Source organism: Halobacillus shinanisalinarum (genome assembly GCF_022919835.1).
Classification (GTDB): Bacteria; Bacillota; Bacilli; order Bacillales; family Halobacillaceae; genus Halobacillus_A; species Halobacillus_A shinanisalinarum.
On the sequence record NZ_CP095074.1, the window covers coordinates 1803609 to 1822595 of the forward strand.

The 18987-nt window shown below is 39.6% G+C and carries 16 protein-coding genes and 1 riboswitch; of the genes, 4 read left to right on the forward strand and 12 right to left on the reverse strand.

From position 1 onward, the window contains the following. Positions 1-18: 18 nt before the first annotated feature. The 4 genes from MUO14_RS08995 (at position 19) to MUO14_RS09010 (ending at position 5882) form a co-directional block, all read left to right on the forward strand. Positions 19-2145 (forward strand): M6 family metallopeptidase, encoded by a 2127-nt coding sequence (locus MUO14_RS08995; protein ID WP_244754898.1) that lies wholly within the window; start codon positions 19-21, stop codon positions 2143-2145. Between the two features lie 92 nt (positions 2146-2237). Beyond that, the gene (locus MUO14_RS09000) at positions 2238-3131 is read left to right on the forward strand and encodes a GNAT family N-acetyltransferase (RefSeq protein ID WP_244754899.1); all 894 of its coding nucleotides are present in this window, start codon (positions 2238-2240) and stop codon (positions 3129-3131) included. 378 nt (positions 3132-3509) lie between these two features. Beyond that, positions 3510-4382 carry a fructosamine kinase family protein gene (locus tag MUO14_RS09005; protein WP_244754900.1) on the forward strand — a complete coding sequence of 291 codons (873 nt, stop codon included), beginning with the start codon at positions 3510-3512 and terminating at the stop codon, positions 4380-4382. A 147-nt stretch (positions 4383-4529) separates the two neighbouring features. Further along, the gene (locus MUO14_RS09010) at positions 4530-5882 is read left to right on the forward strand and encodes a YjiH family protein (protein WP_244754901.1); all 1353 of its coding nucleotides are present in this window, start codon (positions 4530-4532) and stop codon (positions 5880-5882) included. A gap of 246 nt (positions 5883-6128) precedes the next feature. On the opposite strand, the gene MUO14_RS09015 is transcribed toward MUO14_RS09010, so the two are convergent. The 12 genes from MUO14_RS09015 to MUO14_RS09070 all read right to left on the reverse strand — a co-directional run bounded on the left by MUO14_RS09015 (position 6129) and on the right by MUO14_RS09070 (position 18973). After that, positions 6129-6788 carry a type 1 glutamine amidotransferase domain-containing protein gene (locus MUO14_RS09015; RefSeq protein ID WP_244754902.1) on the reverse strand — a complete coding sequence of 220 codons (660 nt, stop codon included), beginning with the start codon at positions 6786-6788 and terminating at the stop codon, positions 6129-6131. An 82-nt stretch (positions 6789-6870) separates the two neighbouring features. Continuing rightward, the gene (locus tag MUO14_RS09020) at positions 6871-7884 is read right to left on the reverse strand and encodes an acyltransferase family protein (protein WP_244754903.1); all 1014 of its coding nucleotides are present in this window, start codon (positions 7882-7884) and stop codon (positions 6871-6873) included. Positions 7885-8098: 214 nt separating this feature from the next. After that, a complete protein-coding gene (locus MUO14_RS09025; RefSeq protein ID WP_244754904.1) occupies positions 8099-9343 on the reverse strand; it encodes an aminopeptidase in 1245 nt (414 codons plus the stop codon). A gap of 476 nt (positions 9344-9819) precedes the next feature. After that, on the reverse strand, positions 9820-10290 hold the full coding sequence (ribH, locus tag MUO14_RS09030) for a 6,7-dimethyl-8-ribityllumazine synthase (protein ID WP_244754905.1): 471 nt from the start codon (positions 10288-10290) through the stop codon (positions 9820-9822). A 191-nt stretch (positions 10291-10481) separates the two neighbouring features. Beyond that, positions 10482-11675: a bifunctional 3,4-dihydroxy-2-butanone-4-phosphate synthase/GTP cyclohydrolase II gene (locus MUO14_RS09035; RefSeq protein ID WP_244754906.1), complete on the reverse strand. Its 1194-nt coding sequence runs from the start codon at positions 11673-11675 to the stop codon at positions 10482-10484. A 16-nt stretch (positions 11676-11691) separates the two neighbouring features. After that, the gene (ribE, locus tag MUO14_RS09040) at positions 11692-12339 is read right to left on the reverse strand and encodes a riboflavin synthase (RefSeq protein WP_244754907.1); all 648 of its coding nucleotides are present in this window, start codon (positions 12337-12339) and stop codon (positions 11692-11694) included. A gap of 2 nt (positions 12340-12341) precedes the next feature. Continuing rightward, positions 12342-13415 carry a bifunctional diaminohydroxyphosphoribosylaminopyrimidine deaminase/5-amino-6-(5-phosphoribosylamino)uracil reductase RibD gene (ribD, locus tag MUO14_RS09045; protein WP_244755525.1) on the reverse strand — a complete coding sequence of 358 codons (1074 nt, stop codon included), beginning with the start codon at positions 13413-13415 and terminating at the stop codon, positions 12342-12344. A gap of 168 nt (positions 13416-13583) precedes the next feature. Next, positions 13584-13734: riboswitch (FMN riboswitch) on the reverse strand. Positions 13735-14197: 463 nt separating this feature from the next. Beyond that, entirely contained in the window at positions 14198-14689 is a 492-nt protein-coding gene (locus MUO14_RS09050) for an amidohydrolase family protein (RefSeq protein ID WP_255822199.1), read from the reverse strand. An 803-nt stretch (positions 14690-15492) separates the two neighbouring features. Further along, positions 15493-15720 (reverse strand): hypothetical protein, encoded by a 228-nt coding sequence (locus MUO14_RS09055; RefSeq protein WP_244754909.1) that lies wholly within the window; start codon positions 15718-15720, stop codon positions 15493-15495. A gap of 376 nt (positions 15721-16096) precedes the next feature. Then, positions 16097-16777, reverse strand: coding sequence for a sugar transferase (locus tag MUO14_RS09060; protein ID WP_244754910.1), 681 nt, complete (start codon positions 16775-16777; stop codon positions 16097-16099). Continuing rightward, entirely contained in the window at positions 16707-17717 is a 1011-nt protein-coding gene (locus MUO14_RS09065) for a Rossmann-fold NAD(P)-binding domain-containing protein (RefSeq protein ID WP_244754911.1), read from the reverse strand. The genes MUO14_RS09060 and MUO14_RS09065 overlap by 71 nt, the downstream gene beginning before the upstream one ends. Positions 17718-17821: 104 nt before the next feature. After that, positions 17822-18973, reverse strand: a complete 1152-nt coding sequence (locus MUO14_RS09070) for a glycosyltransferase family 4 protein (protein WP_244754912.1) — start codon at positions 18971-18973, stop codon at positions 17822-17824. Positions 18974-18987: the final 14 nt, after the last annotated feature.

The following is an 18987-nucleotide window of genomic DNA, read 5'->3' on the forward strand; positions in this document are numbered from 1 at the left end:
TTGGGGAGGTACTTCTACATGAAGAATAAGGTGACAGCTTTACTGTCAGTCGGTGCATTATCGCTTTCTTTACTTGCTCCTGCAGCATCGGGTGTAAGTGCAAATGCCGATTCAAGTGCTGATTACAGCAACTGGAACGTTGAACGGTATGGGGATCGGATTGATATTGATGGAATGCTTGAGAAGAAATCACAAAGTGAAGAGTTCCAAAAGAAAGCAGTTGAAGAAATAAAAGAAGCTGCTGAAGAGGTTAATTTTAGTGAAGCTAAAGCCTCAGAATCTAATGGGGATGATTCTACCTCTACATACGAGGAAGGGCAAACTAAATTATTTCTTGACCGTAACTTAGCATTCCAGGAATTCACGTTACGCAGTGTTGGTGAGCATGTAGAGGTTTGGGTAGCCAATGACCTATCTTTTGATGAAGGTGACCCACGTGATCCTCATGTTGTGACCCAAGAACAAGTGAATAAGATGGCTGCTGAATTCGACTCTAACATATATCCAAAAGCAACTGACTTCTTTGGTATGCCTGATTCACTTGACGGAACAAATGCTCAACTTGAGGATTTGGGTCTTGTGCCTGAAGGGTACTATGAAGGTGATGGCGACAAAGTGATGATTCACGTTAGTAATATCCCGGATGAAAACTATGCTGACCCTGAGTATCCATTCTTTGTAGCCGGTTTCTTCTGGCAAACACTTGAAAACTATACAGACCGAAATATTATTTCTATCGACTCTTCCGATTGGGAAGAGCGTCTAGAAAGTACATTTTTTGGAACAACAATCCATGAGCTTCAGCATTTAATTCATGCGGACAACGATAGTGATGAAACAACATGGTTAAACGAAGGAATGTCTACATTCTCTGAGTACCTCGGTGGATATGGGTTAGACTCAGGATCCATCAACTTCTTGCTTGACCACCCTGAAAACTCATTAACGAACTGGGACGAGCATGTTAATGCGGCAACAGGTCCTGAAACGATTGCTGATTATGGGCTAGTTCAGCTATTTACGCTTTATAACTACGAACGATTTGGACAAGAATTCATTCGTCACGTCGCTGGAGATGGCGATAACAGTATCGCTAGTTTTGCTCAAGCCTATAAAGACTTTGGTCTTGATGTAACATTTAATGAAGTTTACCAGGACTTCTCAACTGCTCTTGTCGTCGATGATGACAAGTTTAAAGGCGGGAAATATGGTTTTGAAAACATCGACCTTCGCAACCTGCCAGTTGAAGACGGCAGTGAACGCGGTTTTACTGTGAATTTTGAAAAAGCAAAAACGCATGAAAAAGACGGCGTCCCTGCATGGGGTACGGACTTCAAAGAGTTTAGCTTTGCACCAAACCAAAATGTAGAGAACTTTACATTTAACGGGATTGACTTCCTTCCATTACAATGGGATTCCGTTCAAAGTCCACTAGGCAGTGACGATCAAGTACTCTGGGCAGGAGAAGGTAATGAACTCGATAACAAGTTAATCTTCAATGCAGACCTTACCAGTGTTGATGAAGCTACACTTACATTTGATAACTTCATCGATATTGAAGAAGCATGGGACTTCGGAATGGTTCAAGTTTCCACAGATAATGGGGAAACGTGGACATCGTTAGAGAACGAAAATACCCGGTCAGATGTCGTTGAAAATGGTCATCCTACAATTAAAGAAAATGTTCCTGGATTCACAGGACACTATGAAGATTTCCAAAAAGAATCGTTTGATCTATCTGAATATGCAGGGCAAGAAGTGCTGATCTCCTTCCGTTATCTTACGGATTGGGGTTACAATGATTCGGGCTGGTTCATTGATGATATTTCCATCCCTGAAATTGGTCTAAACTATGATGGAACAAACACAGAGGACTTTATATCTGAAGCTCAGCTGAAAGAGGAATACGTAAACTATGGTGTGACATTCATAAAAGAGAAGAACAATGGTAAATACCAAGTTATTGAAGTAGATCCGTTCAATGTGTCAGATGAGAAAGCATTGGAACTTCAACAAGCCTTTAGAAAAGGAAAAACATACATGACTACGTATTATGCTGCGCCAAAAGACAGTACGATACCTGTTCCTTTTGAATATGAAGTTGAATTTAAAAAGAATAACGGGAAAGGACCTAGGAAAAACTAACTTTTTCCATCCGTTAACCAACCAGCCTTTTCGCTGGTTGGTTTTTCTTTATTTTTGTGGCATGATTTGATTAAAAAGGAAAAGGTGATCGTATGCAGATCCGTGAATTAGAAGTTAAAGAGCTACACACTGTCGCTCAATGGCTTCACTCCATGAACGAACAAGATAAGCACTATGTTGCCTGGCTTGCCTCAGATCCAAATGAGATTTTTGAGCAAATCTGGACATTGACACAGTTTCAGGAACCCCTTGCTTATGTAGCGTGGGAACAGGATGAGATCATTGGTTTTATTGGGGTTCTTCCTTTCTTCGATCAAAACCTTGCTCGTCTGCTTGGACCTTTTACTAAAGAAGATAACACTGATGTGATTGAACAGCTATGGAATAAAGCTTCACTTACCCTCATGCTCCATTTTGACATTGTAAAAGTAGCTTGTTTCAAAGCGAATCAACCTTTAGTTTCTTTTGCCGAACGTCATAAATTTTCATTGTATAACATTGAAAAGACGCTAGCCATACATGACTCACAGTTCTCCCCTTCTTACGAGAAGAGTACACACATCTCTGAACTATCAGGCAACGATATGGAATCATTACATGTACTTCACCCAGCAGGGGCTTATTACACGACAGAAGAAATGGTTCAACTTTCTCATCAAGACGAGAATAAGCTTTTTGGCTATATGGAGAACGGGCATCTTGTGGGTTATCTTTATTATGAAACGATTACTGCTGCCGAGGGCGAGATTTGCTTTGTTAATGTTCAACCTAATGACCGTGGCGAAGGAATTGGAACAAAGTTAATCGAGCAAGCTCTACAATACGCCTTCTACATCTATGGGGTCGATGCAGTGACCTTATCTGTCCGTAATCAAAACACACAGGCTGAACAGCTCTATCAACAGTTAGGTTTTCGTGATATTAACACCATTTATGCCTATGAGAAAAAACTCAATGATTTAAAAGCCCAGCCGTTCCTCCATTAAGAACCATTCATTGATGGCGAAGCCACTGAAAAAGTGACGTTTGTTCATTTCTATAAGGAATGTATTTGGCATTCTTGTTATGTATGAAATGACCGTATGATTTTTCTTACAAAGACTTCCGATTGTTGAAAATGGTGGTTGGGAAACGACTCGCTTTCCATGGGCGAACGCCGAGTCTCCTCGGTCGTTCCTCCTTCCGAGGTCTCGCCATGTCCGATGCTCCCACAGAAGTTTGCAGATAACTCAGAAATTGCTTTTACAGCCCATCACAAAAGCAGGATCGTAATCAACAAACAAGCTAATATCATTACGGGCCAAAATTATTCCACTATTTCAACTTTTGCAATTTTGGGTTATTGTAAGTAAAAGGAGGTCTTTATGAAGCGACTTATTCAAAGAGAACTTGAACAACTAAATGACCCTGGCCCCATCAAGGTGATGCGAAGTGTAAGCGGCGGCGATATAAATGAAGCTTATTATATACGCACAAACCTTAATGAATATTTTATTAAAATAAATACCCATGTACCCTCCAACTTCTTCAAAGTAGAAGCACTTGGCTTAGAGCGTATTGAGCAAACGTACACCATAAACGTCCCGAAGGTTTATCACTACAATGAACCTTATGAGGAAGAAACAGGAATCCTCGTTATGGAGTGGATTGAGGAGAACCGACAAGCCCACTCAGCAGAAATGCTTGGTCAAAACCTTGCAAATATGCACAAGCATCCTGCTAAACAGTTTGGACTTGATCAGCCAACTTTTATCGGAAGGCTGACACAAGCGAATAGTTGGAGCGGAAGCTGGGTTAAGTACTACAAAGAGGATCGGCTGCAGCCGCAGATTCAATTGGCCATTGAAAACAGCCCATTACCACATAGAAGAATAGATAAGCTCGAACGATTGACTGATCAATTAGGGCAATGGATCACCCACCACCCCAAACCCTCCCTCCTCCATGGTGATCTGTGGGGCGGAAACTATATGGTTGGGCCAAAAGGTGTCCCCTATCTCATTGATCCGTCGATTTTATATGGAGATCATGCCTTTGAACTAGCTTTTACAGAATTATTTGGAGGGTTCCCGCCCACCTTTTATGTAGCCTACCAAGAGGTGATGCCGCTCCCTCTCGAATATGAAGATATTAAGCCGCTTTACCAACTATACTATCTTCTCGTTCATTTAAACATGTTTGGTGAAAACTTCGGTCCACCGGTTGACAGAATTTTAGCAAGGTATGTAGGGGAATGAGGCATGTTCAGCTGCTTTTAAGCTAAGAAAATATGAATACTGGTAAAAAGTTTCTATTGGCAACTGACGGCTTTTGTATTAAAATTTATTTCGTTGCATATTTATTCTAACCCTACAAAAATTGATCTGGTCAGGAGCGATACTTCGATGAAAGCAAGCGACTTCAAGGTTTCATCACATTTAAAATTTATACTGCCATCTTTACTTGGCATCTTCTTATTTATTGTACCTTTTTATAATCCAGGCGATGAGAGTGTTACGATTCTAATTGCTATCATGGCAGGCTGGATTCAGGAAGCACTAGCCAACTACCTCTCTCTCATCATGATGTTGATTATATCGATTACAGCGATCGGAACTGTTCTCGTTAAACTGATTGGACCTGACAAGCTGGATAAAACTCCGTTCTACCAACAGTTGTTCAATGTGCCATGGATATGGGTGGTCACTCGCGTTTTAGGGATGATTTTCGCTATTATGGTTTATTTTCAAATCGGACCTGATGCCGTCATCTCTGGTTCCACGGGCGGACTGTTATTAGATGATCTGTTGCATGTGTTATTTGCGGTTTTCTTATTTGCTGGTTTATTTCTGCCATTACTGCTTAACTTCGGACTGCTTGAGCTCTTTGGTGTCTTATTAACAAAAATCATGCGTCCCATTTTTAAACTTCCTGGACGTTCCTCCATTGACTGTTTAGCATCATGGTTAGGCGACGGGACGATTGGCGTCCTATTAACGAGTAAGCAATATGAGGAAGGTTATTACACAAAAAGGGAAGCAGCCGTAATCGGGACTACTTTCTCGGTCGTATCGATTACCTTTAGTTTAGTCGTCATTGCTGAGGTCGGTCTCCAGCATATGTTTATTCCCTTTTACTTAACTGTGGGTTTTTCCGGTTTAATTGCCGCCTTAATTATGCCTAGGATTCCTCCGCTTTCAAAAAAATTGAATACGTATGTAACAGAAGAAGCGAATGATAATGAAGAAATTCCTGATCATCATAATGTTTTCACTCATGCTTATACCCAAGCTGTCCATCGAGGCAGCAAGTCAAGTGGCCCTAAGGAATTCTTCAAACAAGGCGGGCAGAATATCTTAGATATGTGGATGGGCGTTGCTCCGATTGTTATGGCACTAGGTACCATTGCGCTTGTCATTGCTGAGTTCACGCCAGTATTTAGTTGGCTTGGATTACCTTTTATCCCGATTCTTGAACTGTTACAAATCCCCTATGCTCAAGCCGCATCCGAGACGATTTTAGTTGGCTTTGCTGATATGTTCCTGCCAGCCATTATTGGCGCATCGATTGAAAGCGAAATGACGCGTTTTGTCATTGCTAGTTTATCCGTAACTCAGCTGATTTATATGTCAGAGGTAGGCGGATTACTATTAGGCTCTAAAGTACCCGTGAACATGAAAGATTTATTTGTCATCTTCTTGTTAAGAACGATTATTACCCTTCCAATCATTGCACTTATCGCACACTTAATCTTTTAGAAAAATAAGCCGCTATCCTATGCTGGAATAGCGGCTTTCTTTATGTGTGTGTTCGAATGAGACCATCGACAAAGAACGTCATATCCTGTGACAAAGTCGACACGAGCACGTTCTGCGCGTCGCACAAGAAGTTCGAGACGCGAACGTTTTGAGGGCCACCGTATGCCTTTCCTACGTGAAGACCGGAAAAACCGAGCAACGAAGACATTCGTCGTTTATCATTTAGTGACTTTTGGAACATCCTCTTTATGTCAATTTTTTTAGAAAAGCTTCGGCGGCAGCTAAACTCGATTGAGGATTTTGTCCTGTTACAAGCTTTCCATCTTCCTCAACATGTTCCTCAAAAGGATCAGCGGTGTGAAAGTTTGCGCCTTCTTCTTTTAATTGATCTTCAAGCAAAAATGGTACCTTGTCTGTAAAGTCCATTTCCTGTTCTTCTTTCGTACTGAAACCTGTAATGGTTTTCCCTTTTGTATACGGGTTCCCACTAGAGTCTTTTGCTCCTATAAAGGCAGCTACTCCATGGCAAACGGCACCAATCACCTTGTCTTCATCTATAAAATGCTGCAGTACGGAATGGATAACTTTCTGGTTCGGAAAATCAAGCATCGTTCCGTGCCCGCCAGTAAAGAATACCCCTGCATAATCATTTAATTCTATGTTCTCAAGCTTTTCCGTATCATGAATCGGTTCCATGACTCCATCCCAAACTCTCGGCAGTTCATTGCTGTAACTGTTAGGGTCAATTGGAATCCTGCCTCCTTTTATGCTGGCACCAGTGACATCAAATCCAGCTTGTTTACATTCCGTAGCAGGCTCTACAAACTCCTGCAGCCATAATCCCGTTTTCTGTCCATCCTCCAGTTCATCAACGTTTGTGGCGATGAATAAGATCTTTTTTTCCATACAAAAACCTCCCTCAGGATCTATATGAATAGTCTTTCACCAGACGTCCCATTTCAATCCTAAGAGAGGTTGATTCTTTCAATTAATTCGTTGTATAGTCTTTTTTAGCTAGTTTATCCCACCATTTTCTCATTAATTGTGCTCTTCCTTCGATCACTGGCTGTGTCAATGTTCGAATCGAAGTACTTGATAGCAAGAATACAATACTTGCCGCTACAATAGCCAAGCCGACAAAGTCAATTACGTTGTCAACCTTAAACCAACCGGCTTCCCGGAAAAATTGAATAAAGAATCCATGAAGTAGGTACACATACAACGTTCTTCCACCCAATATCGAAAAACGATAGGTTTTATTCGGGATCCAAGCAAGAACACCAACCGTCATTAATCCACCTATTACATAAACACCAAGGCGAAGTAAACCGCCAAATTCGGGATTCCCTAGTATACTGTACGATTCGGAACCGAGCAGCCATCCTGAATCAAACTCTGGGAAAATGGCGATTAAGCCCACTAGAGCAGTCACGAAAAGAAGTGTCGCTTCACGTACTTGAGGTGTTCTCCATTTCTTGACGTTTTCCTTCGTTAACCAGTATCCAGCTAAGAAAAACGGGAAGAACACAAACGTCCTTGAAAGGCTGAACATATGACCGATGTCATTAAAATAGCCTACAACTATCCCAAGTCCAACCGCGACAAACATTCCTAATGGCGCAGGAACCTTTTTGAACCAATAAAGCATGATGTGCCAGCAAAACAAACTAAATAAAAACCATAACGACCAATGAGGATAAAATGGTCCGCTTAGCCAGCCATCTTTTCCTATAAAGAAGAAGTAGCCTGTGTAGGCGAGCTGAAAAATCATATACGGTAAGATCAATTTTTTTGCTAAATTAACAATATAATCCTTATGTCCTAATCCTTTAGCAAAAAAGCCTGACAATAAGATGAATGCAGGCATATGGAAAGTATAAATCCATGTATAGACGGTGTACATTATGTGTGAACCATCCGTAAATGGTTGAATTAGATGGCCGAACACAACGAGAAAAATCAGTAAGAGCTTCGCATTGTCAAAAAGTGCTTCACGTTTCATAATCGTTCACCCTTTAAATTTCTGTGGTCAGTGCATAAGCATCAAACTATGTCCTACTCCTTTTTACCACATTTATATAAGGGGAAAGGCATTTTTATCGCTTTTTAAATGAACTGTAATCGTAATGTCAAAAATGTAACAGCTTCATCAAAAATGTAACAGAGTCTTCTAATATGACGGAAAAACCTGCGAAAAAAATCGCAGGTTTTTTTGCTTATGATTCAAATTCAATAGCCCAAGAGCCTTTACGGAATATAGGTTCATAGCTGCCATCCTGTGTTTCCCCGTCAATATCCATCTCTGCTGAGCCCATCATGAAGTCTTCATGAACAAGACTATCATTGACGCCGTACTTGTCCATTTCATCTTTAGACATTGATGGACCTTTTTCAATATTAGTCGGATAGGCCTTTCCTAAAGCGAGGTGACAGGACGCATTTTCATCGTACAACGTATTGAAAAAAATGTGACCTGACTGGGAAATAGGTGACTCATTGGGGACAAGTGCCACTTCACCTAAACGAGCAGAACCTTCATCAGACTCAAGCAAGTGTTTAAGCGTTTCCTGGCCAGCTTCAGCTTTGTAATCAACGACCTTTCCATCTTTAAATGTCAATGTGAAGTTTTCAATTAAGTTCCCGCCATAGCTAAGCGGTTTCGTACTACTGACTTTACCTTGTACGCCAAACTTGTGCGGCATTGTAAATACTTCTTCAGTAGGCATATTCGGATTAAACTCAACCCCTTTTTCAGAGGTAGCCGAACCACCGTGCCAAATGTGATTCTCTGGCAATTCAATACTTAAATCAGTTCCTGTCGCTTTATAATGAAGTTTCTTGTATTGCTTTTTATTCAAATACTCTCTCGCCTGACGCAGACTTTCATTATGCTTCTCCCACGCCTGGATTGGATCTTCCTGATCAATTCGGGTAATTTTAAAAATTTGCTCCCATAGCTTGCTTTGAGCGGCTTCTGAGTTAAGATCCGGGAACACCTTCTCAGCCCAGGCAGTTTGAGGATAGGCAATAATTGACCATGTCGTTTTATCATTCATAATGTAATTACGGTATTCTGTTAATGCTTCAGCACTCGCTTTATTTGCCTTCGCAATACGCCCAGAGTCTATCCCCTTTAAAAGATCGGGATTTGGACCATAGACCGTTAACAAGGAGTAGCCACCTTTCACCATCTCCTCTAGTCCTTCCGCTTTCCATTTCGGAAAAGTTTCCAGTACTTTCATTGGGGCATTTTTCATTTTCATATAACTCAGCATCTCATCGTTCCACTCAACGTGAACGTTCTTAGCGCCTTTCCCGTAAGCTTTAGCTGAAATAATTCTAACGAGATCAGCGGCTTCAATCGGAGCATTAATAATCAGGCCCTGTCCGTGTTGCAAGTTAACGCCTTTCTTTAAAGCTAGCTCAGCATAATTTTCTAACTTTTTTTTATGTGTAGTCAATTGAATACCTCCAACTATTAAAATGATCTACTACAGGATGTTCAAAAAGTCACCAAATGATAAACGGCGAATTTCTTCGTTGCTCGGTTTTTTCCGGTCCTCACGTAGGAAAGATATACGCTGTGGTCCTCAAAACGTTAGCGCCTCGAACTCCTTGTCTCACATTCGTCAACTTTTTGAACACACACTACTAATTATTATTTCATATTTTTCTAATAAATCCCACTAATTGCGTGGGGGTATATTCCATCGCCCCAAAGCTAGAACTTTTACCTTATCATTCAGTACTTCTTGTGTCTCCCTGATTGGGGGACCCTACCCATATGGTCGATGATTCTGACCGAATCTCTTGCGATTCTATCCAAAATCAAAAGGATTCTACCCTACTCATTTATTATGCTTCCCTAACTGAAAAGTCACCATATCATGTCCAGAAAAAATCGCCAGGAATCTACTTCCTGACGATGGCTGCATTATTATGCTTCAAAGAGGCGATTAAGGTTGGCCATTTCAATAGCACCCGTTGCCGCTTCCCAGCCTTTGTTCCCGGCTTTCGTACCTGCTCGCTCTATGGCTTGCTCGATCGTATCCGTTGTGATGACACCAAATATTACAGGTACACCACTTTGCACGCTAGCCTGCGATACACCCTTGGCTGCCTCTCCACAAACGTAATCAAAATGCGGGGTAGAACCGCGAATGACGGCACCTAATGTGATGACAGCATCATATTTTCCGGAATTCGCCATTTTTCCCGCCACTAACGGAACTTCAAAAGCTCCAGGGACCCATGCTGCTTCTACATCGTCAAGGTTTACACCATGACGTTTTAGTCCATCAAGCGCTCCATCATACAATCGACCTGTAATAAAATCATTAAACCTTCCTACTACGATTCCAATCTTTAATCCGCTTCCTACTAAATTTCCTTCCAATGTTTTTACCATCAAACCACTCCCTCTTTAATCCATTGATTTACTAACTACTATTTATTCTGGACCCTTTGTGTAAAGCTCAATCGCTAATCGTACTTAACGAGAGTAAACTGATTAGATACAAAGTCTGACGGCCGCACCTTCGCTTTTATTTGTTGTCCAGTTCCGAGGGGCAGACCTAAAACACCCTCGAACCCTTGCTTTTAATAATGAAACAAGTGTCCCATTTTTGATTGTTTTGTTTTTAAATAAACCTCATTTTCTCTCCTTGATTCCGTTTGAATCGGAACACGCTCGACGACTTCTAAGCCGTAGCCGCCAAGGCCGGAGATTTTTTTCGGGTTATTTGTTAACAGTTTTAGTTGAGAAATGCCGAGCTCTCTTAAAATTTGTGCGCCTACACCGTAATCACGCAGATCAGGACCAAACCCAAGCTTTTCATTGGCTTCAACGGTATCAAGGCCTTCCTCTTGCAGTTTGTAAGCATATAGTTTATTTAATAGCCCGATTCCTCTACCTTCTTGACGCATATAAAGCAGGACCCCACTGCCGTTTTCTGAAATTTGTCTAAGAGCATTATGAAGCTGTGGACCACAATCGCATCGATAGGACCCAAACACATCACCTGTTAAACATTCGGAATGCACTCGAACGAGCGTGGGTTCTTCTGGATCAATGTCTCCTTTTATTAGAGCGATATGGTCTTTATGATCGATGTCATTCGTGTAAGCAACAGCTCGAAAATCGCCGTACTCTGTGGGCAGCTGAACCTCAACTTCACGTTTAACATGGTCTTCCACTCGGTAACGATATTGAATTAAGTCAGCAATCGTAATCATTGGAATATTAAATTCATCCGCCATTTTTCGAAGATCAGGCACTCTTGCCATCGTCCCATCTTCTTTGATGATTTCGCAAATTACTCCAGCAGGTCTAGAGCCAGAAAGAACCGCTAAGTCAACAGCTGCTTCTGTATGACCTGCCCGGCGAAGCACCCCGCCTTCTTTTGCGACCAACGGAAAAATATGCCCCGGTTTTTGGAAATCATTCGCTCCAGTCAACGGGTTAAGCATTTCTCGGATCGTCAAAGCACGCTCATCTGCGGAAATGCCTGTGGTCGTATCCTTATGATCAATACTTACTGTAAACGCCGTCTTATTAGGGTCTGTGCTATTGTCCACCATTGGATTTAATTCAAGCTGATCCGCTAATTTTTCGGTCACTGGGGCACAAACAAGCCCTTTTCCATGAGTAATCATAAAGTTAATCATCTCAGGTGTCGCATGTTCGGCAAGACCAACCAGATCCCCTTCATTCTCCCGGTTCTCATCATCACAGACGATGACCATTTTCCCCTGCTTTAATTCTGTAATTGCCTGTTCTATTGAATCAAACATCGTCCCACCCTCTTCCTTATGCAAATCCATTTTCACTCAAAAAATCTTTTGTGAGCCTTGACTGAGTGCTTGCTTGATCCTTCCCTAAAAAGTGCGCGACGTACTTTCCAATCATATCGCACTCGATATTCACTACATCACCAGGTTCCTTATTGCCCAGCACAGTATGTTCCATCGTGTGCGGAATAAGTGAAATTGTTACCCGGTTCTCCTCTATCCCAAACACGGTTAAACTCGTTCCATCAACGGTAATCGACCCTTTATATACAAAATAATGAATAAGTTCTTTCGGCAATTCGATCTCATAGTAAACCGCATTTGATTCCCGCCGTTTGGCGACAATCTTACCGGTTCCATCAATGTGTCCTGAGACTAAATGACCGCCAAACCGTCCGCCAGCCGCCATGGCACGCTCAAGGTTCACCAGACTGCCCTGCTTTAGCTCATGCAAGTTTGTTGCACGAAATGTTTCAGGCATAACGTCAAATTCCACACTTTGGTCACTATAACTTGTGACAGTAAGACAAACGCCGTTAATCGAAATACTGTCACCCAATTGTACATCGGACAAAATTTCCTTCGCTCCAATACTTAACTCAAGCGCTTCTGTTTTGCTCTTGATACTTTTAATTGTGCCCATTTCCTCAACGATTCCCGTGAACATCTTCACTCCTCCTTTTTAACCGAAACGATTTTAATATCTTCACCAAGCTGCTCTGTCGAAATAAATTGAAAAGCGCCAACGTCTTTTAAACTACTTATTCCATCTCCAGCTACAGGCGTGAGCGCTTGTTTGCCGCCAATTAATTTCGGTGCGATGTACGTAATCGTTTCGTCCACTTTACCTGCTCGGACAAACGCGTCTGCCATCGTTCCGCCGCCTTCGATCAACAGCGATGTCAGTTTCCGTTCACCTAGGAAATTTAGAACAGCTTCCACTTCTACTCTTTTACTTTCCAATCGAATGATCTCCACATGCGGAAAACGTAGAAAGTCTTCGAGCTCATCATCATAAACACCTTTTCCGGTGAAAATCCAAGTTGGGGCCTCAGAATTTTGAATTAACCGAGAAGAGAGCGGAGTTCGCAAGTGGGTATCTAACACAATCCGAATAGGGTTCTTGCCCTCCCCTTCTATGCGAGTCGTTAGCTTAGGATTATCCATAAGAACTGTATTAATGCCCACTAAAATAGCAGTTGAACGATGTCTATAAGTATGACCATCCATCCTTGCCACCTCTCCAGTAATCCACTGGCTCTCCCCTGTGGAAGTAGCAATTTTACCATCCAAACTCATCGCTGATTTCAGCCGTACATATGGCTGCTTTGTTTTAATAAAATGGAAAAAGGCACGGTTCAGTTGATCGGCTTCCCTTTTCAGAACTTCCGACTTAACCTCAATTCCAGCCTGTTCCATCATTTGTATCCCCCGCCCGCTCACCTTAGGATTAGGGTCATGGGAAGCAATAATCACACGCTTAACCCTCGCATCAATGATCGCTTGTGCACATGGAGGCGTTTGTCCGAAATGGCTGCACGGCTCAAGCGTCACATATATTTCAGCTTCCTGAGCTTTTCTTCCTGCCATCCTCAAAGCATGAACTTCAGCATGTGGTTCGCCAGCCTTTACGTGAACACCGACACCAACCACTTGATTATCTTTCACAACAATTGCTGCGACAGAAGGATTGGGATTCGTCTGGCCTACTGTTTCCTTTGCCATTTGAACCGCCATCGCCATATACCTTTGATCACGTTCCACATCATTCACCTCACGTACACTTGGATTTATAATCTTTGAATAAAAATAGCCCTGAAGAAGTTATACTTCTTCAGGGCCTGTCAATTGAAAATTAGGTATAGCGAATAGAAGGTACAAGAACAGAATCTTCGCACCTCAATTACGCTTTCGCTCCTTCTCCCATCCAGACTTTCACTGTCGGCTTTGGAATATGCACCAAATCAGGAGGAAGAGTTGTTACACTTCTTCCCCGTCGCGGGCTTTGAACGAATTGTCCATCACCGCCGGCCGGGATTTTCACCCTGCCCCGAAGGATTGTTTATTCAGTTGTCTTATAATAAATATAAACGAAACCTGATCAAATCGCAATTAGTTAGCACTATTTATGATATGATTCGGTTCTTTCCGGATTAATTTTGATCGTTGTTGACGAGTTTGGTCAACAATTCGTCAACAACTAGAGAGACAATTTACACTCGATTTAGAAAATCGTTTTGATAATTTTCCATACCTTATATACGTCTTTATTTAAGTGATTTCAAGAAATCTTTCTTCAGCTTTTACGATCTTGAAAACCACCATGCATCATTGAAACTCATATCATGGCCTTTCAGGTAATGTATGTTGTTTATTCCATGGCAATTCTTGTCTTGAATCCATCTTTTGTCTCATCATCCATAAACTATAGTCTGCTGAAACCTTAATAAAGGATCTTAAAACCCAATTACAAAAAGAAATCAAGTCGTTACAGATCAACCTCCTCCAGAATGTGGTATTTTACATCAATTGTTCCTATCATAAACTATTTCTCCACCAATTATGGTCTTTATTATTTTAATATCTTTAATATCCACTGGTTGTGCCTTCCAAGGGTTTTTATCTACAATTATAAAATCCGCTATTTTATTCTCTTCAATTGAACCATTGAAATCTTCAGTTGAGTTTAATTGTGCTCCGTAGATTGTCATCGATTTTAATGCTTCTTCTACAGAAATCCTTTGTTCTTCACCTAAAATTTCTTCATCCTTCGTAATTCTGTTCACCGCTGTCCAGATAGAGAAAAAGGGTGAAATAGGTGTTATTGGACAATCAGAATGTAGTGTAAACAAAATATCATGATTAATTACACTAGCAAGGGGGTTTAAATTTTTTGCACTTTCTGGTCCAAGGAAGATATCCCTGTGAGGATCACCCCAGTAATACACATGGTTTATAAATAGTGATGTGGTGATATTATATTCACTCATTCTTTCTAGATCTTGTTCTCTGTGTATTTGGCAAGCGCCTTTATAATGCCATAAACACCTACGTGTATTCTATTTGACGCTTACAAATAAAAAAGCCAAAATAAGCAATAAAATACCCTATGTACCAACTCATAGTAAATCCTCCTAAAAATTAAAGAACATTCAATTTTTTATATTATCCTCAACAGATTATATCACAAATTGTCAGAAAATGATTAATTGTATAATTAATTTGAGATTGTTGTCTAATTATGTTGATTACATCTCGTTTATTATAAATCTGTCACATAAACAAACAAAGATAATATCAAAAAGAGGGCTCAACAATTGGGGGAAGGGGAATCAAACGCAGGTTCCTTAGATGTTATTTTAGGATTTTTAAAAAGTGCTTTATATATGGGGTAAATTACTTTAATTATGCTAATTGAAAAATTACTTGTTCCATGTAAATTTGAAGATGCTTTGGTACCTTTGGAAAAATAAGCTTTTATCTGCGGGCGGCTTTAACCACAGGGCAAATAAGTAACGAAACTTTCATGCATCAATAATTTAAGCTATTAGAATGTCAATACAAGACAATTTCATTATGATTTTTATTCTAGTATTCAACCGGACTGAGATAACCTTATGTCTCGTATTCGATGTGATTTTACCAGAGGACATAATCAAATAAGGCCGATTCGTTTTTAGCTTAAGTCCCGAATGGTTGTCCTCTATTTATTTGCCTTTAATATGTATCGGCTACGGCTTTATCATAAGGATAACCTTTTAAGCTAGAGAAAGATCTATTTCGAAGTTTTGTAGTCAATCACTTGTTTTTTATTTCCCTTCTACGGACTGTATGAAAGTTTCAATGAGTAGTTTGCATTTATTGAAGCGAAGGCTTGTTGAACCAGCTCTACAACCTTGTTTGGACCGGAACCCATAGCCGATAATTCTTCTATTATACAAGTCCACAATTGTACAGATAAAATGCCACTTTGAGAGCTTACCCGTATATAGGTCAAGCCACTGACAGCTACTATGGGATCCTTCTCCTTGGCGAATCGACGCTTCAACGTATTCGCCTGTTTGGACTCCTTACACATACTTTTTGGCTGGCTAACTAGCGATGCATTCCTTGGGTACAAGCCGACGACGTGAAACTTGCCCCCCTCTTTATGTAGTTCATATTTTATTTTTCGAGTTCTATAGTTCTTTCAACTTTCATGAAAACCTCTACATTCATAGAAGTAATCTCATCTTCGAGTATTTTATTTAGCTTCATAGTAATCACGTACATTCTGGAAGTTGTAGGACTGCTTTAAGCTATCATTTTCCATGTTCAACCTTTAAGTAGCTTCGTTAATTCCTTTTGTTTCGACGTAATGTTTAGTGAACTCGGTACCCCAAGACTTTGGCTCATCATGCCTCAGACAATTATTAATATGAAATTCAAACTGATCCTTTCCCCGCTACAACTTGAACCGCCGTTTTTAAAATTACCTTTAAATCCAACCACAGGTTAAAATTATTAACGTAATACAAATCACACCTAATTTTTTCACCATGATTCATATTACTTCTACCATTGGTCTGCGCCCACCCAGTAATACCAGGTTTAACAGTTAATCTCATTTTTTGTTCTGTACTATAGCACCTAGTAATCTCAATTATTTCTGGCCTGGGGCCAATTAAGCTCATCTCACCTTTTAACACATTGATGAACTGTGGCAATTCATCTAAGCTGTACTTTCTAATGAAGTGCCCCATCTTTGTTATATTGGGATTTGCTTCTGAAGCCGTTTTAAACACAAAGTTATCTGGAACGCCTGTAGTCCAATTGTATTTACTAGAACTCGATTTATCCTTAGACCTAGGCGTAGACCTAACCCTCATTGAGCGAAATTTATACATACTAAATGCATTATCGTACAAACCACTTCGTTTCTGTTTAAAAAAGACCGGACGTCCATCTTCACAAATAATTAGTAGTGCAATAACTACAAATATTGGAGAAAATATAATTAAAGCTATAGTACTTCCAATAATATCAACTATTCTTTTAATACTCTCCTGAAACGGCTTGTTTAATTTTGTGAATGGATCCTCTGTTTGTTTCAGTGAGTTCCTCATCTGATTTAACCCCTCCGCTACCGTCTGCTATGCCAATCACCTGATTTGGATGTTTTAAATTATCTACAATTACAGTTCCTTCAGTCGCAATATAACCTCCAGATACGACTGCAATATCTTTAATAAAAGTCTGCCCAAAAACTTCTTTGAAAAAAGTTTGAGTATACTCATGGGCCCATAATATTTGATAAGGAAAAGCTATTCTAGTGTCAAGCCTTGTAATATTAATGTTCATTAATAACAAACGTTGGATAAAGTCACTACTAAAATTATTTATTCCGCCATCAATGATAAATGTTTCCTTCCCAATTACAGGAAATAACAACTCATCCCTCGTAAATTGGCCTGATATAAATGATATAACTGCCTCCACTTTTTCACTAAGTTGAGTTTTTTCAAGGGATTGAATTCGAGGAGTATATTTAGGTAGAAATAGATTTAAAGCTTCAACAGCGGTATTTTCCTTTTCCCTCGATCTACCTACTATATATACATATGCCTGTCTCTCTGCTAGCCTCATGGCAATTTTGCTTGCTAAATTACCTGTTCCAATTACCACAACTTTTTTATTGTATAAATCATCATTTAAGAAATTTCGGATTAAAATATCACACGATTCTACAGTTGAATCATTAGGTTTCACTGTAACAAGCCGTGATTTTTTTATTATTTTTTTAGCTATTTTAAAAAGGTTAATATTCTGTTTTTGCTCGATATCAATATAAATGTAATCTACTTTTCCATCAAAAAAGGAAAGTGTTTCTTCCAATAAATTTTGGTTATTAACCATAAAACAGGACATAGCCATTTTTGAAATGGTTCGTCTTGGTAGGATCCTAAAGTCCAATGAATTTTTTGCAGTTGTGTTGATCATGATAGAGGTTTGCTCATATTTCTTTAAATAAAATAATTCTTGGCCAAGTATGCTTTTAATATCCAATATGCTTTACCCCCTTTGAACATAGCCTTTCCCACAAATTGTAAAAAAGAGCAGAGGTTAATTATTCTTTTAACTGATTAGAACTTCCCGTGCAAATGTACATTTCACAAATTTTTATTCGCCATTCTATTGTAAAGGTTTATCATCTCTCTCCAAATTAATTTCGAATCGTAATTATATAAAACCATTTCTCTCCCCTTAATACCCATTTCCATTCTTGAATTCTCATTTAACATAAGATAGTTTATTTTGTCGATTATTTGGGATACATTTTCTATCGGTACAATTAGTCCGGTCTTCCCATCTATTACGGTGTCAATTGTCCCAGTAGCATCTGTAGTTATCACCGGAACTTGTGCCGCTTGGGCTTGTATGTTGACATTCCCGAACCCTTCCCTGTACGTTGGAAGAATAAATATATTCATTACATAATAATAGATAGAAGGATTTTTTATATACCCTACATGTATAATATTTTTATTGTTTTCAATCTCGCTCCGAGTTGTTGATTTAATTGGATCCCCATTTTCAAAACTTCCTAGCATTAGAAGTTTAATATTTTTATTGTTTTCTTCTAATTGCTTAAAAGCTTCAACCAATTCATTTACTCCTTTATCTTTTACAATCCTTCCTACGAATCCTATAACGAAATCAGAACTTTTGATTTCTAAGTTCTCTTTAATTTCATTAACCTTATCTTTTACACGTGGGGGTTCCGGATAATTTTCTACAGCTATCCCGTTACTACTTCCATTTCCTAAAATGATTGTTTTTGATTTCTTTACTAAACCTAATTTTATTGCTTCATCTCTAAGACTTGGAGAAATGCATATTACATCTGTAGCCAAAAAACAAGCTATTTTTTCAGTTATCCATAACATTCTCTTTTTTAGTCCTTTAGCTGTTTCAAGTTTCAGTCCTCTTAACGTATATATTCTATTAGGTACACGCGTAATATAAGCAGCTATTACCCCTAATAGCCCGGCCTTAGGAGTGCCAGTATTTAATATAAAGGGTTTTTCTTTTGCCAAGATATATATTAATTTCAACAGTGATTTGAGATCCCTTATAATACTAATTTCTCTCTCCATTTTTACTGAAATACGGTCTCTTACTTCTAAATCATCTAATTCTATGCCCGGAGAAGAGATAATTCCTACATTAAACCCGTTTTCTTGTAGAAATTTTAATTGTCCTCTCATTAATTCTAAACTTTTTGATACTGTGACCATATGGATTATTTTATTTTTATTCATTAAGACCTTCCTAT